Origin of the sequence: Bacillus sp. EB01, assembly GCF_000613125.1 — a bacterium.
GTDB lineage: Bacteria > Bacillota > Bacilli > Bacillales > Cytobacillaceae > Bacillus_D.
Window position 1 is genome coordinate 1,169,733 of record NZ_HG964497.1, and the last position, 25,757, is coordinate 1,195,489.

The 25,757-nt window shown below is 45.3% G+C and carries 25 protein-coding genes; all 25 read right to left on the reverse strand.

Annotated features, from left to right (window positions below):
• The 25 genes from TY16_RS05345 to paaA all read right to left on the reverse strand — a co-directional run bounded on the left by TY16_RS05345 (window position 1) and on the right by paaA (window position 25,015).
• On the reverse strand, window positions 1-933 hold the full coding sequence (locus TY16_RS05345) for a fumarylacetoacetate hydrolase family protein (protein WP_043930758.1): 933 nt from the start codon (window positions 931-933) through the stop codon (window positions 1-3).
• Window positions 930-1,559 (reverse strand): flavin reductase family protein, encoded by a 630-nt coding sequence (locus tag TY16_RS05350; protein WP_043930759.1) that lies wholly within the window; start codon window positions 1,557-1,559, stop codon window positions 930-932. The genes TY16_RS05345 and TY16_RS05350 overlap by 4 nt, the downstream gene beginning before the upstream one ends.
• Before the next feature lie 2 nt (window positions 1,560-1,561).
• Window positions 1,562-2,665 carry a histidinol-phosphate transaminase gene (hisC, locus tag TY16_RS05355; protein ID WP_052342605.1) on the reverse strand — a complete coding sequence of 368 codons (1,104 nt, stop codon included), beginning with the start codon at window positions 2,663-2,665 and terminating at the stop codon, window positions 1,562-1,564.
• 364 nt (window positions 2,666-3,029) lie between these two features.
• Window positions 3,030-4,145: a 4-hydroxyphenylpyruvate dioxygenase gene (gene hppD, locus TY16_RS05360; protein ID WP_043930760.1), complete on the reverse strand. Its 1,116-nt coding sequence runs from the start codon at window positions 4,143-4,145 to the stop codon at window positions 3,030-3,032.
• A gap of 37 nt (window positions 4,146-4,182) precedes the next feature.
• Window positions 4,183-5,634, reverse strand: a complete 1,452-nt coding sequence (locus TY16_RS05365; protein ID WP_043930761.1) for a dihydrolipoyl dehydrogenase family protein — start codon at window positions 5,632-5,634, stop codon at window positions 4,183-4,185.
• Entirely contained in the window at window positions 5,635-6,873 is a 1,239-nt protein-coding gene (locus TY16_RS05370) for a dihydrolipoamide acetyltransferase family protein (RefSeq protein WP_043930762.1), read from the reverse strand. It lies immediately after the preceding gene.
• An 11-nt stretch (window positions 6,874-6,884) separates the two neighbouring features.
• The gene (locus TY16_RS05375; RefSeq protein ID WP_043930763.1) at window positions 6,885-7,880 is read right to left on the reverse strand and encodes an alpha-ketoacid dehydrogenase subunit beta; all 996 of its coding nucleotides are present in this window, start codon (window positions 7,878-7,880) and stop codon (window positions 6,885-6,887) included.
• Window positions 7,880-8,947, reverse strand: coding sequence for a pyruvate dehydrogenase (acetyl-transferring) E1 component subunit alpha (gene pdhA / locus TY16_RS05380; protein WP_043930765.1), 1,068 nt, complete (start codon window positions 8,945-8,947; stop codon window positions 7,880-7,882). Before pdhA ends, TY16_RS05375 begins: the two co-directional genes overlap by 1 nt.
• Window positions 8,948-8,990: 43 nt before the next feature.
• A complete protein-coding gene (locus TY16_RS05385) occupies window positions 8,991-10,133 on the reverse strand; it encodes a Leu/Phe/Val dehydrogenase (protein ID WP_043930766.1) in 1,143 nt (380 codons plus the stop codon).
• 196 nt (window positions 10,134-10,329) lie between these two features.
• Window positions 10,330-10,716, reverse strand: coding sequence for a thioesterase family protein (locus TY16_RS05390; RefSeq protein WP_043930767.1), 387 nt, complete (start codon window positions 10,714-10,716; stop codon window positions 10,330-10,332).
• Window positions 10,717-10,751: 35 nt separating this feature from the next.
• Entirely contained in the window at window positions 10,752-11,546 is a 795-nt protein-coding gene (locus tag TY16_RS05395; RefSeq protein WP_043930768.1) for an ABC transporter ATP-binding protein, read from the reverse strand.
• Window positions 11,521-12,552: an ABC transporter permease gene (locus tag TY16_RS05400; RefSeq protein ID WP_043930769.1), complete on the reverse strand. Its 1,032-nt coding sequence runs from the start codon at window positions 12,550-12,552 to the stop codon at window positions 11,521-11,523. The genes TY16_RS05395 and TY16_RS05400 overlap by 26 nt, the downstream gene beginning before the upstream one ends.
• A gap of 84 nt (window positions 12,553-12,636) precedes the next feature.
• Window positions 12,637-13,632 (reverse strand): ABC transporter substrate-binding protein, encoded by a 996-nt coding sequence (locus tag TY16_RS05405; RefSeq protein ID WP_043930771.1) that lies wholly within the window; start codon window positions 13,630-13,632, stop codon window positions 12,637-12,639.
• Between the two features lie 283 nt (window positions 13,633-13,915).
• Window positions 13,916-14,866 (reverse strand): NAD(P)H-dependent flavin oxidoreductase, encoded by a 951-nt coding sequence (locus tag TY16_RS05410; protein WP_043930772.1) that lies wholly within the window; start codon window positions 14,864-14,866, stop codon window positions 13,916-13,918.
• Between the two features lie 58 nt (window positions 14,867-14,924).
• Window positions 14,925-15,800 (reverse strand): phenylacetic acid degradation operon negative regulatory protein PaaX, encoded by an 876-nt coding sequence (gene paaX / locus TY16_RS05415; protein ID WP_043930773.1) that lies wholly within the window; start codon window positions 15,798-15,800, stop codon window positions 14,925-14,927.
• A gap of 60 nt (window positions 15,801-15,860) precedes the next feature.
• On the reverse strand, window positions 15,861-17,078 hold the full coding sequence (locus tag TY16_RS05420) for an acetyl-CoA C-acyltransferase (protein WP_043930774.1): 1,218 nt from the start codon (window positions 17,076-17,078) through the stop codon (window positions 15,861-15,863).
• Window positions 17,075-17,959, reverse strand: coding sequence for a 3-hydroxyacyl-CoA dehydrogenase (locus TY16_RS05425; RefSeq protein WP_043934522.1), 885 nt, complete (start codon window positions 17,957-17,959; stop codon window positions 17,075-17,077). The genes TY16_RS05420 and TY16_RS05425 overlap by 4 nt, the downstream gene beginning before the upstream one ends.
• Before the next feature lie 419 nt (window positions 17,960-18,378).
• Window positions 18,379-19,896, reverse strand: a complete 1,518-nt coding sequence (locus tag TY16_RS05430; protein WP_043930776.1) for an aldehyde dehydrogenase family protein — start codon at window positions 19,894-19,896, stop codon at window positions 18,379-18,381.
• Between the two features lie 259 nt (window positions 19,897-20,155).
• Window positions 20,156-20,929 carry an enoyl-CoA hydratase-related protein gene (locus tag TY16_RS05435; protein ID WP_043930777.1) on the reverse strand — a complete coding sequence of 258 codons (774 nt, stop codon included), beginning with the start codon at window positions 20,927-20,929 and terminating at the stop codon, window positions 20,156-20,158.
• Between the two features lie 15 nt (window positions 20,930-20,944).
• Complete coding sequence (locus tag TY16_RS05440) at window positions 20,945-21,724, reverse strand: enoyl-CoA hydratase/isomerase family protein (protein ID WP_043930778.1); 780 nt, start codon at window positions 21,722-21,724, stop codon at window positions 20,945-20,947.
• On the reverse strand, window positions 21,717-22,025 hold the full coding sequence (locus TY16_RS05445) for an EthD family reductase (RefSeq protein ID WP_043930779.1): 309 nt from the start codon (window positions 22,023-22,025) through the stop codon (window positions 21,717-21,719). Before TY16_RS05445 ends, TY16_RS05440 begins: the two co-directional genes overlap by 8 nt.
• Window positions 22,026-22,369: 344 nt before the next feature.
• Window positions 22,370-22,873 carry a 1,2-phenylacetyl-CoA epoxidase subunit PaaD gene (gene paaD / locus TY16_RS05450; protein ID WP_231505565.1) on the reverse strand — a complete coding sequence of 168 codons (504 nt, stop codon included), beginning with the start codon at window positions 22,871-22,873 and terminating at the stop codon, window positions 22,370-22,372.
• A gap of 30 nt (window positions 22,874-22,903) precedes the next feature.
• Complete coding sequence (gene paaC / locus TY16_RS05455; protein WP_442853209.1) at window positions 22,904-23,725, reverse strand: 1,2-phenylacetyl-CoA epoxidase subunit PaaC; 822 nt, start codon at window positions 23,723-23,725, stop codon at window positions 22,904-22,906.
• Window positions 23,694-24,068, reverse strand: a complete 375-nt coding sequence (paaB, locus tag TY16_RS05460) for a 1,2-phenylacetyl-CoA epoxidase subunit PaaB (protein WP_043930781.1) — start codon at window positions 24,066-24,068, stop codon at window positions 23,694-23,696. The genes paaC and paaB overlap by 32 nt, the downstream gene beginning before the upstream one ends.
• A 29-nt stretch (window positions 24,069-24,097) precedes the next feature.
• Window positions 24,098-25,015, reverse strand: coding sequence for a 1,2-phenylacetyl-CoA epoxidase subunit PaaA (paaA, locus tag TY16_RS05465; protein ID WP_442853243.1), 918 nt, complete (start codon window positions 25,013-25,015; stop codon window positions 24,098-24,100).
• Between the last annotated feature and the right edge of the window lie 742 nt (window positions 25,016-25,757).

Genomic DNA, 25,757 nt, shown 5'->3' on the forward strand with positions numbered 1-25,757 from the left:
TCACCCCATTTCCCTTGAAATTACATTTCTTAAGGTTCCCAATTTATCAATCTGGAGCTCTACTATATCGCCTGACTGCAGCCAGCGATGTACATCTTCCCCAAGCTCAAGGATGCAGCCGGTCCCAACTGTGCCCGATCCAATCAGTTCGCCTGGATGAAGCGTTACCCCTGCCGAAGCACGTTTCAGCATTTCAGCAAATGAATAGTGGATTTCCTTCATGTTTCCTTTTGAAAGGAGCTGGCCATTAATGGACGCCTTCATTTCTAAATCAAACCCTTTTTTGTCCAATAACCCGATTAATTCGTCCGCTGTAACGATCCACGGCCCGATTGAGGTGGCGAAATCCTTTCCTTTTGCAGGGCCAAGCCCAACCTTCATTTCTTTTTGCTGAAAATCCCGAGCACTCCAGTCATTGAGGATGCAATAACCGAATATATAATCGTCAGCTTCATCCACTCGGATATTCTTGCCGGTCTTGCCAATCACACAGCCAATTTCGAGCTCGTAGTCAAGTTTTCGACAGCCCTTCGGTTTCTCAATTTTCTCTTCTGGGCCTTTTATAGCAAGATGATTTGAAAAATAAAAGACCGGTATCTCATACCATTCATCAATCATGCCGAGTCCTCTATTTTCACGTGCAGTTTTTACATGAGCCTCAAATGCATAGAAGTCTCTGAAGCTTCTTGGGTTAGGCAGCGGAGCCAGAAGCCTTACCTCCTCAAGGGAATAAACCCCTTGCGACTTCCCATCCAACCCACTGTTAACTTTTTTTGCCAAGATGAAATTCTCCTCTGACTTGTCGAGAAACTCAAGCATTGACTGAGGCAGTCGGCCCTCGGATGCTTCACTCATATCAACGGCATGGCGGTCATCCAACAGCCAGCCTGCAGCTTGTTCCCCACTTTTCTTTACAAATGATATAAATCTCATTTTTTATCACCGGAATTCACAATGCGCGCTTGCTCAAACGTGGAGGCTAGCGGCCTTGTATAAAAATTGCCGGCAAGCCTTCCAATAGGATGAAGGGGTTCAGCTAGAATCCGGCCCTGATCATGGAGTTCATCGTCCATATGGACATGGACGACTCTTCCAATTACTAGGCTCCCCGCACCGGCGTGTTCTCCGAAATGAAGAACCTGCTCTAGCTCACATTCAAAGTTTATTTTCGATTCTCTTATTCTTGGGACAGCAATTTTTTCAGAAGGGGCCTTCGTCAGGCCTGATGCTTCAAACTCATCAATATCGGGAGTAAATTCCATAGCACAAATATTCATTTTTTCAGCGATTTCTTCACTAACGATGTTGATGACAAATTGCCCTGTTTCTTCAATATTTGTTAATGTATCCTTTTTGGCTCCGTCCGTTCCACGCCTCATGGGTGAAAAACAGACTAGCATTGGGTCGGCACTGATAGCCGTAAAAAAGCTGAATGGTGCAGCATTGGCGACGCCATTCTTACTTAACGTCGATACAAACGCGATTGGCCTCGGGATGATTGCTCCAGTCAAAAGCTTGTAGCAGTCCCGCCAAGGCATAGTTGTCGGTGTAAATTCCATAGTTAAACTACCCCTTCTGTGGTAAAGGCGTAAATTTCAGCAAGGAGGGAATCATTCTCTTCCCTCGTTCCCATAGCGATTCGGAGCCCCTCCGGGTATGACGAAGAAGACAATGCCTTTACGAATATCCCTTTTTCCGCTAGCTTCTTCTCAAGCTGAAGGGCTGGGAAACTTACCGGGATAAAAAGAAAGTTGGCTTCAGAAGGAAGCGGTTGAAGCCCGAGTGCAGAAAGCTTTTCCGATAGGTACTTCCGTTCAACCCGGTTCTTTTCAGCTGATTCGGCAACATGCTTTAGATCCGTTAGCGAGGCAGCTGCAGCAGCGGCTCCGAAACGGTTGACATTGTAAACATCCTTCACTTTTTTCAGTTCCCTAGAAATCGATTCGTCCATCATCCCGTAGCCAACCCTTAGCCCGGCAAGGCCGTGCATTTTTGAAAAGGTCCTCAGGAACACACAGTTTTTATACTTGGAAAGGATTGCTTCTGTATCAATCAAGTTTCCGTGCGTTACATACTCTGCATAAGCCTCATCAATAACAACCATGATATGGGCAGGAATATCGTCGATAAAGTCCAGAAGCGTTTCTTTTTCAACAATCGTCCCGGTCGGGTTATTTGGATTGCAAACAAAGATCATTTTTGTTTTCGGTGTAATATGTGCCCGCATCGCTTCGAGATCGTGAACACCATTCTTTAGAGGAACAGTCACGGGAACTCCGCCTTCAATCAGCACATTTGTCCTGTAACGTGGAAATGTGCAATCTGCCATTATCGCTTCATCACCAATACTGATGTAGGCTCTTGTTAACTGCCTGATGATTTCGTCTGATCCATTTCCAATTGAAAAGTTATCTTCCCGCAATCCGTGGTGTTTGCTTAGTGACCGGAGGAGAAAAGCATACGAACCGTCGGGATAAATAGCTGTTCTTGTTAGTTCCTGTTTTGCTGCTTCAAGGGCAAGCGGAGAAGGCCCGTACGGATTCTCATTATCAGCCATCCGAATAATCCGTTCATAGCCCAGCGTTTTTTGGCAGTCTTCGGGTGAAGCGCCAATCAGGTATGGGATGACTGCGGAAAGCTCATCCCTCGGTTTAATCACAGTCATTCCCACTTTCCTTTCCTGTTCCAATACAATTTTAATAGTAGGCTAATAAATCAGCTTCTATTGAACTAGTAGATGTGGTCTTTGAAATAGTTCGCCAACTTTATTGAAACGACTTGAGCTAGCTAGGTGAATGTTCTCCTAACTGTATTTCGAGTACAATTTGATGATCGCTGATAGCCAAAATGTCCTTGAAACTGTATTTCGAGTACAATTTGGTGTTGCCTGAAAGCTAAAATGTCCTTGAAACTGTATTTCAAGGACATTTTGATGCCGCCGAATAGCTAAAATGTCCTTGAACTTAAATTAATAGAAATATCCGATACTTCTAGATAGTGAAACACCTTTACACTTCGTCTTTTAAAAGTTACAAGTTCCCTCTTTTCGCCTGTTCGCGTTCAATTGATTCAAAAAGCGCCTTGAAGTTACCCTCGCCGAAGCCTCTTGCACCTTTACGCTGAATAACCTCAATAAATAGTGTTGGGCGGTCAACGATTGGCTTCGTGAAAATTTGCAGCAGGTAACCTTCATCATCGCGGTCTACAAGGATGCTAAGCTCGCGCAGCTTCGAAATTTCCTCATCAATTTTTCCAACCCGTCCAACAAGATCGTCGTAATAGGAATCCGGCGTCGACAGGAATTCAACTCCGTTGTCCTTGAGTGCAGCAACGGTAGAAACAATGTCTTCTGTCAGGATGGCAAGGTGCTGGACGCCTGGTCCGTTATAGAACTCAAGGTATTCCTGGATTTGGGATTTTCGTTTTCCCTCGGCAGGCTCATTGATAGGGAACTTGATTCGGCCGCCATTGTGCATCACTTTTGACATAAGCGCGGAATATTCGGTAGAGATATCCTCGTCGGAGAAGTGTTTCATCTCCTTGAAGCCCATTACTTTTTCGTAATACTCTACCCACTCCTCCATCACCTCGACATTACCGACAACATGATCTACGGCAATCAAGCCGGCGTCAGGTACCTGGACAGTGTCTGTGAATCTATCAAAACCAGGCAGGAATGCACCTTTATAATCCTGGCGCTCGATTAGTGAATGAACTGTATCGCCATACGTACCAATGACAGCCTTTTTAACTGTTCCAAATTCGTCGTTAAGTACAGTCGGCGCCTCTAAAGCGATGGCACCGCGGTCGACCGCTGCACCAAAAGCTTTTTCAACATCATCAACCAGCAAGGCTATATCTTTTACGCCATCTCCATGTTTTTTAACAAAAGAAGCAACATCACTATTTTCATCATATGAGCCAGTTATCACCAAGCGGATTTTTCTTTGCTGGAGTACGTAGGAAACAGTCTGGCGATTTCCAGTTTCAAGTCCTGAATAGGCCACAGTCCTAAAGCCAAATGCCTTGCAGAAAAAATATGCAGCCTGTTTGGCATTACCAGTATAAATTTCCATGTAATCGACATCCCGGACCGGAAAAAAATCCTCTGTTACTTCGTTCAATGATAATTTTTGCTCTTGCATTTATGTAGCCTCCTTTGGATTTTTAAATTGGAATGGATTATTTTTTTTCGGCGATTGGTTCTTCCACCTGCTTTTTTTGCGGTTTTAAATGGACTGCTTTTCCTTTAAGGCCTTCTGCTGCTTCAAGCATTGCTTCTGCCAGACCTGGATGCGGGAATGAGGGAAACGTAAAATCCTCTTCACGGGCGCCCATCTCAAGCCCGATTATACCTCCTGCTATTAATTCATGAGCACCCTCACCGATGATATGAACACCGAGGATGACATCTGTCCCCTGTTCGGAAACAATCTTTACAAAACCATACTTTTTGCCAGCTAGCCCGCTAATTCCATTGGAAGCGAAAGGAAAATGATTCGTTGTAACCTCAAGTCCTTGATCAATCGCTTTTTCTTCGCTAAGGCCCACAGCTGCAATCGGCGGACGAGTAAAGGCGATCTGAGGAAGAAACCGTAAATCCACCAATGAAGACTCGATTCCGCATGCCACTTCGGCCGCTGCTTTCCCTTGTTTTATAGCTTTTGAGGCGAGAAAGGGCCCGCCTGTAATATCACCGATCGCAAAGATTCGCTCAAAATTCGTTCTGCACTTTTCATTAACCTTTACATAACCGTTATCATCGAGAGTGATTCCTATTCGCTTGAGTCCTAGCTCATCACTGTTAGGAAGTTTCTTTTCACCATAAAAGAAATGGGTTGGGGACAAGGTTGTCTCTCCTGTTTGTGAAGCGAAGACAATGGTTACACCATCTGTCTGCTCAATCACCTCCTTAATGAAACAATCCTTCAGTACATGAATTTTTTCTTTTTTAAAAATCCGGGACAGTTCCCTTGAAATAGAAGAATCATACGGAAATTCGTTAACTCCTTCTGGTAGCAGCAAGGTGACCTCAGACCCTAGTGCCCTGTACGCCATTGCCATTTCCAAGCGAATCATATCCACTCCATATATCGCAAGGTGCTCAGGAATATCCTCAAGGAATGAAATTGACCATGAATTGACAATCCTCTTACCTGTCTTGAATGTACCGCCATCGTCTGGCCGAACTCCTGTGGCGATGATTGCCTGGTTAAAGTCATAAAGCTCATAGTTGTCTCCTTGCTCAACACCAATCCGCGTTTCGGAGATAAAAAAAGCTGTTCCCTTTAGTATTTGTACTTTATTAGCTTTGCAGAGAGCTTCCACCCCTGTTCTTAGTCCCTCTACAGTCCATTTTTGATATTCTTTTAATCTTTCAAAATTAACCCCAAGACGATCAGTTTCAATTCCAAAGACAGCATTTTTCTTGGAATCTTCCAATCTTGCAGAAGCTGTTGTGATCACCTTTGAAGGAATGCAGCCTTTATTGAGGCAAATCCCTCCTAAATCAGCTTTTTCAATTAAAAGCACCTGTCGTCCAAGCTGTGCCGCCCGAATTGCTGCATGATAGCCGCCAGGGCCGCCCCCGATGATGACAAGATCTGCCCCATTTGCCATTTCACCGACAACCATCTATACCAACTCCAGTATTAGCAGCCTTGGGTTAGCGATATATGCTGCAAATTTGTTAGTAAACTTAACCGCTGTCGCACCATCTGCAACTCTGTGGTCAAACGACATTGACAGGTTCATGATCGAGCGAATTTCAATTTCATCCTGCTCGTTAACGACAGGCATTTTTTTAGTTTTATGGAACGAAACAAGCGCAACCTGAGGGTGCTGAATAATTGGGGTAGCCCCAATGCTGCCGCCCAATGGGCCGACATTGCTTATAGTAAAAGTTCCCCCCTTGATATCCTCTAAGGTTAACTGATTGCTTAATGCCTTCTCTGTAAGCACCTTCATTTCAGCTTGGATTTCTGGCAAGGATTTGGTTTGCACATCACGGATCACAGGAACAACCAGTCCGTCTTCAGTGTCCACGGCGGTTCCGATGTGGTGCTGGTCAATAAACTGAATCCGCTCGTTTTCTTCATCAAGTATCGAATTGAAAATAGGAAACTCTTTTAAACAAACCGATAAAGTTTTAATGAATAAAGCAGTGGCTGATACCTGCCTGCCCTCAAGCTTTAATTCCTTTCTAAATTCTATGAGGTTAGTAACATCAATTTCTTCGAAGTGTGTACAATGTGGGATTGTCTGGATGGAATGCAGCAAGTTCTTTGCAATTTGTTTGCGTCTGCCCCTGAACGGAATGAAACCCGCCTCCTGGTTGTGCGCAGTACGGTCTATTGCTCTTTCTGTTAACATTGCTGACTGTTGTGTGTGGATTCTCTTGCGGCCGCTTAAAAAATTGTAAACATCTTGGTCTGTTATTCTACCTGCTGGACCGCTGCCTTTAACATCCTCAATTCGGATGCCGTTCTCCCTGGCAATTTTCCGTGTGTAGGGGGATGCTAAAACTCTTGGGAATAAAGGTTTTATTTGTTCAGAGCTGGTAAAGGAATTCTGTTCATTTCCGTTTGCCAGGATATGAGCAGGAACTGTAACTTGTTCAGCAATTCCCCTGTTAATGGCTCCATCTGCTTCCAAAATGAGCAGTGTTGTTCCGACTGGTACGGTTTCTCCGGGACTTACCCTGAATTCCTTCACAATACCAGCAGCGGGTGAAGGAATTTCCGCGGTCATTTTATCGGTCTGTACTTCAAGCAATGGGTCATCGGCTTTCACTACATCACCAGGTTTGACGAGAAAGCAATTGATTCCGGCTTCTGCCATGCCTTCTCCAATGTCATGGAGCTTAACCTCCATTCTTTCACCTCCTAAAAACGCATGACTTTTTCAATGGCTGCTAAAACCCTTTTCTCATTGGGCAGATAATGGTCCTCGAAGCCAAAGTATGGGACGGGGCTGTCGAACCCGGTTACTCGGTCGGCGGGTGCTTTTTGATAAAGGAATGACGTGTCATTAATAATTGTTAGAATGTCATTGCCGACTCCGCCAGTCGATTGGGCTTCATGGACGATTACAGTCCTCCCTGTTTTCTGTACCGATTCAGCTATTATGTCTTGATCCAAAGGGTAAAGTGTTCTCATGTCTATGACATCACATCTTATCCCCTTCCTTTCGGCGTTCTTCGCAGCTTCAATCGCAATCGGCACCATCGCTCCCCAGCAAATGACGGTCACATCTTCCCCGTCACGCAGCTTCTTACCTTTTCCAATTTCCACTTCGTAAACACCTTCAGGCACTTCTCCCTTGACTGATCGGTAAAGCCTCATTGGTTCAAGGAACAGCACAGGGTCAGGGTCCAGAATTGAAGCGATCAACAATCCCTTCGCATCATAGGCGGACGAAGGGCAAACCACTTTAATCCCGGGCATATGAGTAAACAATGCTTCAGTGCTGTCACAGTGGATTTCCGGTGCGCGCACTCCTGCACCATATGGAGCCCGGACAACCATTGGCACTGTAAAATGGCCATAGGTTCTCATTCGAAGCCTGGAAGCATGTGTCATGAGTTGTTCGTAGGCCGGGTAAATGAAACCAAGGAACTGGATTTCCGCCACTGGCCGAAAACCGTTTGCGGCCATTCCTATCGCTGCCCCAATAAAGCCAGCTTCGGATAATGGCGTATCCATGACCCTCATTTCCCCAAACTGTTCCTGTAATCCGTCAGTAGCCCGGAACACCCCGCCGTTTTTCCCAATGTCCTCACCAAGGAGAATCACGTCACTGCGCATCGTCAGCATCTCGGCAAGCGCATCGTTTATCGCCTGTACCATCGTCATGGTCCTCGTTTTCGTTACAGTGTCCATCATTGGCCTCCTTTTAGGAGTTGAAGGTACTCTCTCTTTTGTTTTTCAAGCGGCCAGACCGGTTTTTCAAAAACATAATCAAATATATCCGACGGATCCGCCGGAGGGAATTGCTCCATTTCCATGACTCCACGGTCGATTTCTGCGATGGCCTCCTCTTCATAACCTGTTAACTCGTCTTGATCATAAAAGCCTTCATTTTTCAAAAAACGCTCAAGCCTTATGAGGGGATCAATTCTTTTCCTTCGTTCATGGCTTTCTGATTGATCTCTGTACTTGGAAGGATCATCGGCAGTCGTATGGGCCCCATATCGCCAAGTTACAGCTTCAATAAGTGTCGGACCCTTTCCGCTTCTGGCCCGCTCAAGAGCATTCAATGTTTCAAAATAAACCGCGAATACATCGTTCCCATCAATACGTACACCAGGAATATCATATGCAACAGCTTTTTGGGCAATGGTTTTGGAATTCATTTGCTTTTCTATAGGAACTGATATCGCATATCCGTTATTTTGATTAAAAAAAACAACCGGGGCATTTGTGACACTTGCAAAATTCAGCCCTTCATGGAAATCCCCTTCGGAGGTTGCTCCATCGCCGAAATAAGCCAGTGCTGCACAAGCGGTTCCTTTCATTTTTTCTGCCAGTGCCGCGCCGGCAGCATGCGGAATTTGGGTGGCAATCGGGATGCCAGGCGGGAAGATCTTTTTCCCGTCAGGTGGTACACAGCCCTCATTCCTTCCATTCCAAAACAATAAGACATTTCTTAATGAGTGTCCGAATACTAGGGCAGCGCCATGGTCCCGGTAAGTTGGAAAAAGCCAATCATCCGGCCGCAGTGCGAGCGCGCTGCCGACCTGTGCTGCCTCCTGACCTTCAAAGGGAGCGTATGTACCAATTCGTCCCTGGCGCTGCAAGCTGACCGCCTTCCTGTCAAAAGTTCGTATCCTGACCATTTGCTTGTAAAAATTGAGTGCAAGCTCCCTGGAAATTGTTTTCTTCCATGAAGGGTCTGCCACATTGCCTTGTTCATCCATAATTTGAAGAAGTGGAAATGATACCTCCACGGCTGTCTCCCCCTTGTTCGCTAATTTCTTTCATCGTGTAGCTTCATGATCTTACTGCCCATTTAGGGCGCCTGTTATGTGAAAAGAAGCTGTTCCTTCTTGCGCGGGCCTCAATTCTCGCCTCACAAAAATGGTTGGCTGCCTCCACTGTCGTAAGTCCATCCTGGTCTGCGCGTTTGTAGACATCAAGGAGGCAATCATAAATAGCTCTCGTTTTCTGGATGACTCTTTCCGGATTTGGGGTATACAGTTCATCAGCAACCTGTATGAGGCCACCGGCATTCACGATATAATCAGGTGCGTAAAGGATGCCTTTTGCCTGCAGCAGCTTGCCATGTCTTATTTCAGCAAGCTGGTTATTTGCTGAACCGGCGACAGCAAGGCATTTGAGCATTGGAATGGTTTCGTCATTAATAATGCCTCCGAGCGCGCATGGGACGAACACATCCGCTGGAACAGAATAAATCTCGTCAGCCGCAACAGCCTTGATGGTTGCTCCCATCGCCTTTGCCTGATCGGATAACCGATTGATTGCTTCGATATTAATATCCGTCACATAAAGGTCAGCCCCTTCATTGAGCAGCCGTTCTGCGACCTTATAACCGACTTTTCCCAAACCCTGGATAGCATAGCTCCTTCCCGATAGCTCTCCAGATCCCCAAATGACCTTATTCGTTGCCTGAATGCCGTACAAGACTCCCTGAGCGGTTGGAATCGAGGAGTCACCGCTACCTCCGTACACCTCATCGACACCTACAATGCAATTGGTTTCCTTCATGGCATGCACAAAATCCTGAGGGGTCGTACCCATATCCGTCCCTGTATAAAAGCGGCCATTCAGTGAATCGACAAACTGGCCGAATGCCCGGAATAATTCAGGTGTTTTGTCCTTCATCGGGTCTCCGATAATCACTGCCTTACCTCCACCGAAATCAACATCCGACGCAGCACATTTATAGGTCATTCCTTTTGAAAGCCGCAAAACATCTTCAAGAGCTTCTTCTGTACTTTGATACGGCCGCATTCTGCAGCCGCCAAGCGCCGGGCCTAGCTTTGTGCTATGAATGGCAATGATCGCCCGTAAGCCTGTCTGTTCGTCATTACAAAATACTACCTGCTCATGTCCGCTAATTTGCATGAATATATCCATGGTGCCGACTCCCCCTGTGTATGATAACGCTTTCATTTTGACGCCCCTTTCAAAGCCTGAATCGTAAAGTAAGATTCCTGGCTGTTCTTTTAATTATAGTAGTCGCTTATCTTAGGTGGAATTCAGGCTGCTTCACCGCTTTAAAGCAAATAGGAACCCCATACAGCAACAAAGAAACAAACCTGTACAGGCTGTTTCTTTGTTTTTCGCATAGCATTAGTGCGTTAGTATTCTATGTTTTTAAAAGGCTATTAATTTTCACTTTAGGCAAAATAATTTGTTTTACTGTCCCGGTACCTATTAATCTGGTATCACTTTTTGCATGGATGTCTGTCCAAATGGCATTGCCTACAATCGAAGTCAGCGTGGCAGTAGCTATAATTTCCTCATGTTCTTTCGCCGGAGAAATATGTTTAACAGAAACAGCTGCTCCCATTCCTTCCTCATCATCCTCAAGATACGGAAGAATGATCAATCGGGAAGCCCACTCCATATGATAGACCATCCATGCGGTTGAATAGGCGGGGTGGACAACCTGGCCGCCAAATTCAGCAAACATTTCAGGAGTGACCGTAACCTTAAGGATTTCAGTTTGGCCAATGGCTATACCAGGCTTCATTAGGTGTCCACCGCCTTTATCATGAAAATCACTTCCTAGGACAGCAATGCCCTGTCATTAGCCATTTGCTTACCGCGGATTCGCTGGAATTCTTCAAGCAAACCTTCAATTGTCAGCTTCTTCTTTTCCTCTTCATTTACTTCAAGTATGATTTGGCCTTTATCCATCATGATTAGGCGGTTACCAAGGTCAATCGCTTGCTGCATGTTATGGGTGACCATCAAGGTCGTCAACCCATACTGCTCAATCACCTGTTTTGTCAGGCTTGTAATTAGCTCCGCCCTTGAAGGATCAAGAGCGGCTGTATGCTCATCAAGGAGCAGGACGCACGGCTCTGTGAAGGTAGCCATTAGCAGCGAGAGAGCCTGGCGTTCCCCGCCTGATAAAAGCCCGACTTTTGCATTGAGCCTGTTTTCAAGACCTAGGTGAAGCGTCTCGAGAACGTTTTTAAATAATTCGCGGCGTTTCTTTGTTACTCCAAAGCGAAGTGACCGTGTTTTATTTCGTGAATAGGCCATTGCAAGATTTTCCTCAATTGTCATGCTGGGAGCAGTTCCAGCCATCGGATCCTGGAATACACGGCCGATGAGCTTTGATCGATTGTGCTCCGACATCCCGTTCACATTTTTACCATCAAGGTAGATTTCACCAACATCAGGTTGAAGAGCTCCGGAGACGATATTCATCAAAGTTGATTTGCCAGCGCCGTTACTTCCGATGACTGTAACGAAATCTCCCCTTTTCAATTCCAAATCGATGTGGTCGATTGCAATTTTCTCATCGGGTGTTCCCTCATTGAATACCTTATGAATTTGATTTAAGCGCAGCATGGCTCTCCCCCTTCCCAGCTGCGTGTGACTTCAGAAGGGTTTGCCGTTCTGCACGCTTCTTGGCTTTTCTGTTCTTTTCCTTAATACCGCGGACTACATTCGGCCCAATAAGCGCCGAGATAACAATTAAAGCTGTTATAAGCTTCATATCACCCGGGTCAAGGAAATCAACTCTCAATGCCAGTGTGACAACGAGCCTGTAAATAATTGCTCCTCCAATTACAGCCAGAGTTGTACGAGCAATTGTTTTTGTTCCAAAGAGCGCCTCCCCAATGATGACGGAAGCAAGGCCGATTACAATCATCCCTATTCCCATGCCCACGTCAGCAAATCCACCCTGTTGTGCAATCAATGCACCTGAGAAAGCGACCATTGCATTTGAAATTCCGAGCCCCAGTATAATGAGGATGTTTGTATTCGCAGAGAGGCTCCTAATCATTTTTTTATTGTCGCCTGTCGCCCTTACCGCCAGCCCTACCTCGGTTTTCAAGAACCAGTCTGTAAATAGTTTTATAAGAAACGTAACGACAATCATGAACAGCAGGATGCCCCATGTAGACGGCAGTTTCTCGCCAAGGCCGACTGCTGTCAACAAATTATTAAAAAATGTGTCAATCCCTGAGCTTTCTGAAACTTCTTTAACAGTGGTCAATGAAGTTTCCTGATTAAGAAGCGAAACATTTGGCCGCCCCATGATTCTCAGGTTGATGGAGTAAAGAGCGATCATCATCAAAATTCCGGAAAGCAATTCATTGATTTTGCCTACCGTATGAAGCAGCCCTGTCATACAGCCTGCTAGAAATCCTGCCACCAATGCAGCAATTGTTGCAATAAAAGGATCCTGCCCATTAACAATCATTGTGGCCGCAACTGCTGCTCCAATCACGAAGCTTCCGTCAACTGTCAGGTCCGGAAAGTCAAGGATCCTAAAAGAAAGGTACACACCGAGTGCCATGATTGCATAGATGATGCCTGACTCAAATGAATTGAATATTGCTGTAAACACGTCTATCATCCTTCCTGACCATGCCGTAAGGAGTGAATCACTCCTTTCGGCATTTATTGCTGCTTTTCATGAATGGTTGGGGTTTTATTCCTCGTAAAACTCGCCGACGTTCTTCCATTCATCTTTTACAGTCAATCCTTGAGCCTCGGCAGCCTTTTTGTTTATCATGAGTGCCAGGCTTTGAGGCAGTGCTACAGGTATATCGGAAGGCTTTTTCTTGCCAGTCAAAATTTCAACCGCCATCAGGCCGGTTTCGTATCCTAAGTCATAGTAGCTAAAGCCGCTCGCAGCCACAGCACCTTTTTTCATCGAATCAAGTTCGCCAACAAAAAGCGGGATTTTTTTGTCGTTAGCAACAGAAATGACTGAATCCAAAGCTGAAACGACGGTATTATCTGTAGGGACATAAATGGCGTCTACCCTGCCGACAAGCGACTCTGCAGCCTGTTTTACCTCAGCTGTTGTTGAAACAGAAACTTCTACGATTGATGCTCCATTTGCTTTAGCAAGCTCCTCAACTGCTTTCACCTGGACAACAGAGTTTTGTTCGCCTGCATTGTAGACTATCCCGATTTTCTTTGCTCCGACATCTTTTGTCATGAAATCAATCGTCTTCTTTGTTGCATCTGGATGGTTATCAGTTGTACCTGTAATATTTTCTCCTGGCTGGTCAAATGCTTTTACGAGTCCCGCACCAACTGGATCCGTAACCGAGGTGAACAAAATTGGAATTTCCTTTGTTACATTCAGTGCCGCGATCGCGCTCGGTGTTGCATTTGCAAAAATAAGGTCAACATCATCACCTGCGAAATTCTGGGCTATCACCTGTGCATTTGGCTGTTCGCCCTGGGCATTCTGGTCATCGAATTCAACCTTAAGACCCTTTTCTTCAAGTGCCTTCTTAAATCCTTCTGTTGCCGCATCAAGCGATGGATGTGGAGCAAATTGCGAAATGCCTACTTTGTAGGTTTTATCTTTCCCCCCGCCAGAAGTCCCACCTGCTGATTCGTTGCTTCCGCAGCCTGCCAGCATCAGCATTGCCGCCAGTGAAATTCCCATCGTTTTTACATACTTCCTCATCCTATTTCCCCCTAAAACTTTTAATGGCCCAGCTTGAATGCTGTACTGTTCAACCTATGTAAGTTCTTGGTGGATGAAAACATATGATATTCACTGTAGGTACCGTGTATATATCGTTATACTATCATCCACCTTATTTTACAGTCAAACAATATTCAAAAAATTTAGTAATTTTTTAAAAATTATAGTGCAATAAAAACAAGAATGCAATAGTAAGTTTTACTCTCTTGCAAAATTAACGCTTATACGCGTTTAAGTGTTAAAGTATTTGGTTGGAAGCTTGCTAAAAATTCAGCTGTTTTGCTGAGTATTCAAGCGCTTTATTTGAGTCCTCGAGCATTTTTTTAAATAAGTCGGAAACAGCTGGAATGTCCTTTATTTGACCAGCTATCTGCCCGGCATTCAAGAATCCTTCCTGGACATTTCCGTCAATTGCTCCTGTTTTATGATAATATTCCGAGGTTTTTTCCATGAATTCAGCTATGGTCAATTCAGGTTCCTGCTCAAGAAGCTTTCTAGCGTAAGGAGCATCCAGCACTCTTCTGATTCTTCCATGCTGCCTTCCAAGTATAAAAGTTGAAGTATCATCGGCATCGAGAATCATTTTTTTATAAATAGCATTAAAAGGAGCTTCCTTAACAGTGATAAACCTGGTTCCCATTTGAATCCCGGATGCCCCCAGAACAAGCGCGGCTGCAAGGCCACGGCCATCAGCAATTCCCCCCGCCGCGATTACAGGGACCCGGACAGCCTCGGCTAGCTGGGGAATCAGCGCCATGGTCGTTGTCTCGGACGGAGAATTGATTCCTGCAGCCTCATACCCTTCGCCAACAATGGCATCCACCCCAGCCTCCTCAGCCTTCCTCGCATGTTTGACAGAAGCCGTTACTGCGATTACTTTAATGCCCGCCTCATGAAGCTCAGGAATAAATGGAGCTGGATTTCCGGCAGATAAAGAGACAACCTGGACTTTATGTTTAATCGCTAGCGAAAGGATTTCATTTGTAAAAGAAGAAACGCTGATTGGGACATTTATCGCAAATGGCCTGTTGGTTTTTGTTTTTGTCTCCAGGATCAACCGTTCGACCTCTTTAGAATCCATCGTCCCCGCGCCGATTGTCCCCAAACCGCCTGCCTCGGAAACAGCTGCAGCCAACGGGGCATTGCTTATGTTGCCCATCCCGCCCTGGATGATTGGATAACGGATATTCAACAGTTTTGTCAGTCTGTTCACAAATTCAGCACCACCGTATAAAAATCGTCATATTAAAAGTTCGCTTTAAGTCAAATTCTTAATCGACAATGAATGGATGGAAAGTAGCATCATAGTTTTGATCACGTTCATTTAAGCCATTTCCCTCTTTAAAAACGTCCTCGAAAAAACGTGAAGAAGGTTCAGCCAGCTCTTTATAATACTCGGCAAACAAGGATGCAGCATGGCCTCCGAGCCATTTTTCTGGAAGAAGCTCTTCAGGCAGCCCTGGATCCACAAATAAAAATTTCCTATATTCGTGGACTAGCTTTGTTCTTTCCACAAAGCATTCGGCATCCGTCATTTGGCCTTTCTGAATTTTATTTTTACCGATGATATAACTTTGGCTATAGGTTTGGATAAATTCCTGGTAGCGGCCGTTTATTTCGTCAATATCCCAGCATTTTTCAACAAGCCGGGCGTTTTCCTTAGGACCGTTGTAATCGGCGATAAAAAAATCAACATACTCGGAAATACCATATTTATCAATAAGGTCATAAACTTCATTCTCAAGCGGATTTGCAGAAATCCATGAGCTGTTGGATAGTGAACCAAAGCCGCTCCATACAAGCTCTTTTCTTAATTCGTCACGGATGTTTCGGATATCTTCTGGAATGTTGTACATTAAAATCCGCCATTTTCCATCCCATGCCTCAGGCTTTAGCTTGAAAATTCTCTTTGCGGCTTCTTCAATCCGGCGTACTCCACGCGCGGTCAACGAGTAATAGCTTTTATTGCCAACCTTCTCTGCCTGTACCCAGCCCTGTTTATTCATTCGTGATATGGCAGCCCTGACAGATTGGCTATTATGCCCGAACTCCTCCAGGAGCCGAATCAGGCTTCCAACCCAGATTTTATTGCCGTAATGGGAAATGTAGTCGCCATAAAGTGTAAATATCATTGATCGAGTGTTCATTTAATGTCACCTTTTCTGCTTTGTCTCTTGTTGCAATTTTCCGACTTTTTGAGCTGGCCGTCAATTATCAAGGTCGATTTTCTCGACAATCGTTGCGATTCCCTGGCCAACACCCACACACATCGATGCAAGGCCATAGCGTGTATCCTGGCGTTTCATTTCATGAAGGAGTGTCGTTAGAATTCTTGCGCCACTTGCTCCAAGCGGATGACCGAATGCGATTGCTCCGCCGTTAACATTTGTGCGCTCGGGGTTCAGGCCGAGCTCTCTTATGCAGGCTATTGCCTGTGATGAAAAAGCTTCGTTCAGCTCGCAAAGCCCAATATCGTCTATTGATAGTCCAGCCCTGTGCAGAGCCTTTTTGGCAGCAAAAATAGGGCCAACACCCATGATTCTTGGCTCGAGGCCTGCAACAGCTGATGTAACATATTTGGCAAGAGGCTTGATGCCCAATGAGCGTGCTTTTTCTGAACTCATAATCAATAGAGCCGATGCCCCATCATTGACTCCTGAAGCGTTGCCCGCTGTAACCGTTCCTCCGGAAAACAGCGGTTTCAACCGCCCGAGCTTTTCGATAGTTGTTTCAGGGCGTGGATGCTCATCATCGGAAATTACTATCTCATTTCCTTTTTTATCATGATAGATAACCGGGATAATTTCATCCTTGAATCGTTCACTGTCTATTGCGGCTCTGGCTTTCATTTGGCTTTCAAAAGCAAACTGATCCTGTTGCTGCCTGGATATCCCGTATTCCTTCGCCACATTTTCGGCTGTTTCCGGCATGCTCTCAGTACCGTATTGTTCCTGCAGATTTTTATTAATAAACCGCCAGCCTATTGTTGTATCAAAAAGCTCCATATTTCCCCGCGGAAAACCATCTGCTGGTTTTGCCATCACCAGTGGAGCCCGTGTCATGCTTTCAGTCCCTCCTGCGATGAAAATATCCCCTTCGCCGGCTAAAATTGCCCGTGCCGCATAATTGACAGCGTCGAGCCCGGATCCGCACAGCCGATTAATCGTCGTGCCGGCTACCGCAACCGGAAGGCCGGCCAGTAGTGCAGACATTCTGGCAACATTGCGGTTATCTTCGCCAGCCTGATTGGCGCAGCCAAAGACAACCTCTTCGATTTCCTCAGGATGAATTAAAGAGTTCCGTTCCATAAGGGCTTTTATTACTATAGCGCCAAGGTCATCCGGCCTGACTGTTTTCAATACTCCATTATACCGTCCGATAGGTGTTCGTACTGCGTCTACTATTACCGCTTCCCGCTGCGTCACTTGAGTTTTCCCTCCAGTACTGATGAGGTTACCTTTTCACGATAATCGTATACTCCGCGCCCGCTTTTCCTGCCGAGCCTTCCCGCTTTCACATACTGCTCGAGGAGTGGAGCGGGCCTGTATTTATCGCCAAGCTTTTCATGGAGATACTTTAGATTGTTCAGCCGGGTATCTAGGCCGACTAAATCACCAAGTTCAAATGGGCCCATAGGATAATTAAGGCCAAGCTTAATCGCTTTATCAATCTCCTCCGGTGTCCCGACTCCTTCCTGCAGCATGTAAAAAGCTTCATTTCCAACCAACGCACTGATCCTGCTAGTGACAAAGCCGGGAAACTCATTAACAACTACAGTTTCCTTCCCCATTTTTTCAGCTGCTGCGCGAATTTTCCCGGCTGTTTCATCACTGGTTTCCAGACCGCGGATGATTTCAACGAGCTTCATTTTGTGGACAGGATTAAAAAAGTGCATCGCAATCACTTTTTCCGGCCGGGTTGTAAAGGAACCGATTTCAGTGGGGCTCATCGTCGAGGTGTTTGTCGCAAACAGACAAGTTGCCGGAGCATGGCGGTCAATTTTTTTAAAAATATCCTTCTTGATTGTGAGTATTTCCGGGACAGCTTCTATGACAAGATCAGCATCCTTTACAGCCTCTTCAATATTAGTAGAATAAGAGAGTTTTGAGATTCCGTCGTGGACGTCGGCCTCTGTCAACTTTCCCCTTGCTTTTGCTCCTTCAAAAATGGAGCAAATTTCCGCTTCGGCAGTCTGCAGCTGTTCCTGGCTGCTATCTATCAGGCTCACCCTGAAACCACCCGCCGCACTCACATAGGCTATTCCCCTGCCCATAACCCCCGAACCGATAACAACAACTTTTTCCATAAGCATCGCCTTCTTCCTTTAAAAACGGATGGTGCCTGTCACTCCCCGGATTTTCTTGTTTCATAGATGTTGCCTTATTTGAAAGTTTAAATGGATTCATACACCTGGTTACTACTATAAACTACGCATACAAATCACTAGTCCTGGTACATGAGCATGGCTATGCACCGTATAGTCAGGGTCAGGCCCTCACTACCTTCCAAATTAAAAAATAGTAAGAAATAGTTATAGCTGTTAGTCATAAATAATTAGTGAATCAGGAAAATCACTAGTTGAGGTACATGAGCATTGCTATTTCACCATATAGCCTGGGCCACATTTTACTAACTAGATCCCCTTGTCCCTACTTTTTTTACTTAGCATTCACTTGTGAAAAGAGACAAGCACCCCTCCCAAAGGTGCTTGTCAATTCTTACTGATTAAACACCAAGCGGATTTAATGGCTTAGGCCCGTAATAGGAAATAATGCTCTTTGTTTCTGTATACAAATCCAATGTCTCGATTGACAATTCGCGTCCGAAGCCGGATTGCTTATAACCGCCGAACGGTGTTCCTGGAAAAGCGGAGAATGGGCAATTGACCATCACGATTCCGGCCTGGATTTGCTTGGAGACACGGGTTGCCCGGCCATAATCCTTTGTCCAGATAGCAGAACCAAGGCCGTATTCGCTGTCATTCGCAAGTTTTATTGCTTCTTTTTCATCAGTAAATTTCATTGCTACGACGACAGGGCCAAAAATCTCCTCACGAACGGCCTTCATTTCGTGGTTAACATTTGTAAGTATAGTAGGTTCATACCAAAAGCCATTTTCATAGCCTTCAATTGTGGCCGCCATGCCTCCCGCCTCAAGTGTTGCACCGTCCTCGAGTGCAGATTGGACGTACCCATCAATTACCTCCAGCTGGGAACGGCTAATAATCGCGCCCACATGGGTTTCCTTTTCAAAAGGGTTTCCAAGCTTAAGGCTCTTTGTTTTAGCAATAAATTTTTCCATAAATTGATCATATATACTTTCGTGAATATAAAGCCGGGACCTGGCTTCACAAGACTGGCCACTGTTATAAAAAATCCCAAATAGTGAGCCGTCGACTGCAGCATCAATGTCAGCATCTTCAAATACAATATTCGGGGATTTACCGCCAAGCTCAAGGGTAACCCGCTTCAGAGTCTGAGAAGCCTTTGCCATAATATCCTTGCCAATAGGTGTGGAACCAGTGAAGGCAACCTTATCTACCTGTGGGTGTTCGACAAGGTAATTGCCCACCTCAGATCCTGCTCCAGGAATAACATTGACAACCCCGGCAGGGACTCCCGCTTCAATGCAAATTTCTCCTAAAACAATCGCTGTCAGAGGGGTCAGAGATGCTGGCTTTACGACAACCGAGCAGCCAACGGCAATTGCCGGCGCTATTTTCCAAGCAGCCATCATTAGCGGATAATTCCAAGGAATAATTTGCGCGCACACACCGACTGGTTCTTTCTCGGTAATGTTCTGGAACGCACCTGGCATGCTGTTAACAGCACCGCGATGGCTGACAATCGCTCCCGCATAAAACTCGAAATCTTCAATTGCCTGCATAACCTGGCCCTGGGCCGCGGCAAGTGATTTACCTGTATCCAAAATCTCCAATTCTACTAATTCGTTAAATCTCGCCCTCATGATTGATGCAATCTTGTTAAGTGTCCTCGATCTTTTGTTAACAGGGAAGTGGCGCCACTTTCCAAAATCAAATGCATTCCTTGCAGCTTTGACAGCAAGGTCGGCATCCTCGATTCCCGCCTTGGCTATCGTGGCGATTACCTGCCCTGTTGCAGGATTGATTGTTTCATAGGTTTGGGCTGACTTGCTATCGGCCCTTTCACCGTTTATGATCAACTGATAGCGGTCCCGTTTCATTTCCATTGGTTCAAGCTTTTGTTCTTTTACTGTCGACATGGGTTCAGCTCCTTAGTCAAATAGATTTTGTGGAGTTGGTTTTAAGTGTCTTCCATAAGCCCTTTATTCATTTCTAAACGCACTTTTCGAAATTCTATGGGCACATTTCATGATTCTATGGGCGCTTTTCGAAATTCTATGGGCTCTTTTCACGATTCTATGGGCGTATTTCACGATTCTATGAGCACTTCCCCAATTCTATAGGCATATTTAAGACTCTATAAGCAAAAATGCCGGTCTTACTAAAGAGGAGGTGACTCTACTTCCCCTTGAATTCCGGCTTTCTTTTTTCAGAAAAAGCAGCAACACCTTCCAGATGGTCTTCGGTCAGGCCGGCGATGCGCTGGCTCTGTGCATCCCGTTCCAGGAAACCGTCAATATTTGTCGCCCAGCTTGCCTTCAGGTTTCGTTTAATCAGGCCAATTGCTTTGGTTGGCATGTCAGCAAGCCTATTAGCGAAGGCGGCGGCCTCATCTAAAAACGATTCAGCAGGAACCAGCTTTGTTACCAGACCGAGTCGATTTGCCTCCTCCGCGCTGACCTTTTCACCCAGGACTGCTAGCTCGAGAGCCTTTGCATGGCCAATAATCCGTGGAAGATAATATAAATTTCCCGCGTCCGGAACCAGGCCAATATGGATGAAGGCTTGAAGAAAGCTGGCCTTTTCCGAGACGATCCTGAAATCACATGCCAGGGCAAGGCTCATGCCTGCTCCAGCCGCTACTCCATTAACTGCCGCAATCACCGGCTTTTCACATTTCTCAATTTCGAGCACCATCGGGTTATAATTGTTGCGGAGTACGTCAGCGTAATTTGTTTCTTGAGTTACCTCGCTTAAATCCTGGCCGGAGCAAAAAGCTCTCCCGGCACCTGTTATCACCACCGCACGAACCGAGTTGTCCCTAGATGCTTTCCGGACGGCTTCGCCAACTTCCTTGTTGAGTTTGGCTGTAAATGCATTAAGCTTATCCGGGCGGTTCAGGGTAATCCAGGCTGCCTTGCCGCGAATATCGTATTCTACTGTTTCAAACATTTTTATGTAGCCCCCTTATCGCCCTTGAAAATCGGCCTTCCTCTTTTCCAGGAATGCTTTCATTCCTTCCTTTTGATCCTCGGAAGAAAACAGCATAGTAAAATTCTTTCGCTCATATTTCATCCCTTCATAGATCGATGCATCAATAGCATGCAGGACAGATTCCTTAATAAACCTGACCGATAGCGGCGGCATTTTGGCAATTTGATATGCGTAGCGAGCTGCCTCCTCCATTAACGCCTCACGGGCAAATACCTGATTAACCAGGCCGAATTCCCGGGCTTCTTTTGCGGAAATCCTCTTTCCGGTGAATAGCCATTCCATCGCTTTAGTTTTTCCGGCAAGCTTTGTAAGCCTGACAGTTCCACCTGCACCCGGCATGACTCCGAGTAAAACCTCTGGAAAGCCGAACTCAGCATCTTCGGCAGCAAAAAGAATGTCGCAGCAAAGTGCCAGCTCGAATGCTCCTCCTAATGCAAAACCATGCACTGCGCCAATAATTGGCTTTGTAATCCAGGCGAGCCGGTCCCAATCTGTAAATTGATTCAACAGTTCCATCTGAATGGTATTGGCGTCTGCCATTTCATCAATGTCGGCCCCCGCCGCAAAACAGCGTCCCTTGCCGCTTAGAACAATTGCCCGAATAGTCTCGTCTCGGTCAAAATGCTCCATAGCCTGAAGGATTTCAGCGACCATTCCCCTGTTTAATGCATTGAGAACCTCTGGGCGGTTCAGAGCAATGAAGGCAACTGCACCATCTGTCCTTGTTTCAATGTACTCGAAACTATTATTCATTGACTTCCTCGCCAATCATCAGAGTCAGGATATCACCCGCAAATTTCATTGCGTCCTTTCCAGATGCCTTTGCTTCATCAGTTTTCATTGCTGCTTTGAAAGCTGCCATATCCTCATAGTACATTTCGGCCATCATGTAATACGGAGTTTCTCCACCCATAGGGCTGCCGGTAATTCTAGTCGCAACACATTTCTGAAGGCCAGGAATTTTTTCAGTAAGCGGAATATGCGTGTTAAAGTAGTACTCGTCAAATGCCTCCTTGTTCTCTGGATGCTTGTAAAGTGCGATCATTTTAATCATAGCTCTCTCTCCCTTATAAATTATTGGGGCATCAACGAGTGCTGCCCAGGTTTGCTCGATTAAGTTTGAACTTATATATATTGGTTCCATTTCAATAGTCTAATAAACTCTATATATTTCAATCCAGCTTATTGGCACCATTTCAAGGGTCTTAGCCGTTCAAAACGATTCCAATTGAGCTTATTGGCACCATTTCAACGGTCTCAGCCGTTCAAAACGATTCCAATCCAGCTTATTGGCACCATTTCAAGAGTCTCAGCCGTTCAAAACGATTGCAATTGAGCTTATTGGCACCATTTCAACGGTCTCCCAACCTCAAAACAGTTCCAATACGATGAACGGTATCAGGACATATCCATCGAAACAGGCTTCATTGCTTCAAACGGATTTTTGCATGCTCGGCAGTAAAGAATGCTCCGACAGGCTGTAGGGCCAAAAATATTGTCAACTGTTGTATATGTGGATCCGCAAAACGGACAATCTGCTTCCCAGCCAAAGCCGTCTGGCAGCGGCCTTGGCGGAGGGGCGATCCCAAATTCCTTCAATTTCGTCCTGCCTTCCATTGAAATCCTGTCGGTCGTCCATGGTACGGAATAGTTGAAGAGGACAGTTATCTCTTCAAACAGTCCTAGTGCTTCTATAGCTGTTTTTACATTTTCTTTGATAATGTCCAATGCAGGACAGCCGAGAAAAGTCGGGATAAGCTCAACTTTGGCCATTGAACCGGAAACCACAACCTTTTCTAGCATGCCGAGTTCGACAATAGAGATGGAGGGTATTTCAGGATCCTTTACGGAATGAAGCGCTTTCAAAATTACTTCTTCTCCATGCGTTTTGTTTATGCCCAAAGCATTCATCCCTTTTTTAAAATAATCAACCTACCAGCCTGCTGCCGGATCAAATCTGTATACCTCTGAGAGTATATCCAGAGCATCTTCTAAATCTTGTGTATGCTCCCCATTACGGCCGCAAGAGCTTTTTTTTCCAAAAGCGTCCGGCAATGTAGCATTAAGAGATTCAAAGACATTCTTCATAACGGAAATCCATTGGTTTTCAAGCAGGATGCTGGATTCAATCAAGCTGTGTTTTGTTATTTGGTTAGCCAGTGACCCATAGGAAAAGATATCAGCAAAGTCGGCGCAAACCTTCTTTATGGCTGCCTCCATCCTCACCCTCGCTTCACCGCCTGCAGACATAAGTTGAATAAACCATGTTTTCCAGTGCAGATGGTGATAATAAAGCTCCACATTCACCCGTTTCGCCGCATCTGCCAGAGGTGTGTACGATGAATTCATCAGCGAGGACATTTTAATTCTTTTTGCCACAGTGTAAAAATACGAGCGGACAACTGCGAAGGCCCAATCGTATTCGGGTTCTGTCAAGTAGGTCCCCGGTCCGTTCACACGTTCCAGCAATATTGAATTTTTTCGTTCAAAAGCAGCCCTTCCATGAGCAAGCTCATCAACAGAACCTGCTCCAAGGTCTTCAAGCAGCTGGTAAAAAATCGCTGCGTGCCCCATCGTATCTTGGCTAATTGAAGCAAAGGCAATATCGGCCTCAATATGCGGGGAGAGCCCAAGCCATTCCGAACCGCGGTAGGCCGCAATAAAATCATCGTCGGCCAGCTGAAAAAGCAAGTCAATCAGCGCTTCTTTATACTCTTTTTTTTCAGCTGCCTGCTCCGGTGTTTGGATTTGCACCTTTCTCAACACCTCCCCATGACATGATTTCTTTCTCATCAAGCATTTCCTGTTCATACTTGCGCCATTTCTTTTTCAGATAGCCGTAGCCCTTTGTATTCCGGTATTCCTTGTTATCGAGACGCTTTAATGAGTCCTTCTCTTCGAGTGTCATTTTGCGGATATCGCTCCTCTTGACCACCCAGATATCGGCAACCGGCTCCCGGCGCATGAAGTTTTCCTGCGCCATGACCAGGGCTAATTCCTTGTTTGGTGCAAGCAGCGAAAACTGATATTGCATCGGAGCGGTATCCGACCGCTTGCTGAACACCTCGAATTCCTGGTAAAACTGTTCATTTGCCAATGAATTGTCCCTCCTCCCCCGGGCGTAAATCAGGAAACTGGTGCGCCAAGAGCTTCCCTTACCCATGAGTTCGTTTCATAAGAGATTTTTCTCAGACGAAGCCGGGCTTCCGATTTTGGTCCTTTGTTTTTGATGATGTCCTTGAACCTGCTCCAATCTGGCTGCTGATAAATCCACTGTCCTGTTTCCTTGTCGAATCTCATGGTTGGGTCTGGTACTTTAAGGCCTAGTGATAACAGGCGCGGGATATATTTTGTGAAGAAATCCTGGCGCAGCTGCTCATTCGTTTTTGAGCGGATTTTATATTTGATTGTGATATCCTGCTTCGATGTCCCGGTCGTTGACGCATCCCCGGGTCCAAAAAACATAAGCAGGGATTCCCACCAACGATCAATCGATTCTTGAATCATCGCGCGTTGTGCGGGAGTTCCCTCAGCAAGAGCCATAATGATAGACTCTCCGTGCTGTGCATGAAATACCTCTTCCGCACAGATCCGTTTCAAAGCGCGGGCATACGGCCCATAAGACGCATCGAGCATATTCGTCTGCGTAATAATAGCGGCCCCATCCACCAGCCAGCCAATGAGACCTGCATCAGCCCATGTCGGAGCTTCCATATGAAAGACATTATGAAATTTAAGGTCGCCGTTAAAAAGATCTAGCATGACAGATTCACGATTTTTCCCGTACGGCTTCATCAAATCCTCCGCCACTCTCAACAAAAGCTGGCCGTGGCCCATTTCATCCTGAACCTTTGCCATAATTCCCAGCTTTCTCTTTATTGAAGGTGCTTTGGGAACCCATTCCTTTTCAGGCAGCGCACCCATGATCTCGCTAATTCCATGCATGGAGATGAGTTTGATAAGTGTTTTTCTGTATTCTTCCGGCATCCAATCATCGGCTTCAATCTTTTCTCCGGCTTTAATCCGCATCATGAAATTTGCCATCAACTCCTGCTCCGAAGCTGTCAATTCCATCCCTCCCAAATGATTCATATGACGTTAATTTATCGGATATAAATAATCGTGTTATATATTTATTTCAAAAATAACGTCTTGATAGTGAAAAGTCAAATAATAATTCAGAAAATTTATTAAATTCTATTGAGATTTTTTTGACGGGAAAAATTTTGCTCTTAACATATTAAGAAGCTTTGGGAGGAATAGTGAAGGAATTACATGAGAAAGCAATATACAATTCTAAAAAAAAGACCCTTCACTGTTTTGTGAAGGGCAAAAATTTATCTATAGAAAGAGGGTGAGAAACTAAGGTTAACTTAATTGGTTTCAAGAAATAAATCGAGTTCAACATGGACAATCTCAAAATTCCCGTCCTCATCGTGGAGTTCTGAACTTTCTTCAAGCAATGCATCAATATCAATCTTGACGATTTCCATGCTGCACCTCCATTTGCTTCTTTTGCCATACTCTTCGAAGGCAATCTGGCATTTAGGGGGGCAGAAAATAAAAAAAGCGGAATCTTTTTAGATTCCACTTTTTTATTATGGCGATAAACAATAAACGGCACTTACGCTATTATTCCTTAATTTTGATGCTGTTGCTGAAGCTTTTTTTGTTTCATTTTGCCAAAGAAGACTATCGCAACCATGGCGAGAATTTCGAGAACGTATTTAAGTACAGGGTTGGATTCAAAGAAAGGTACTATAAACGGCTCTTCGGTTATCATTTT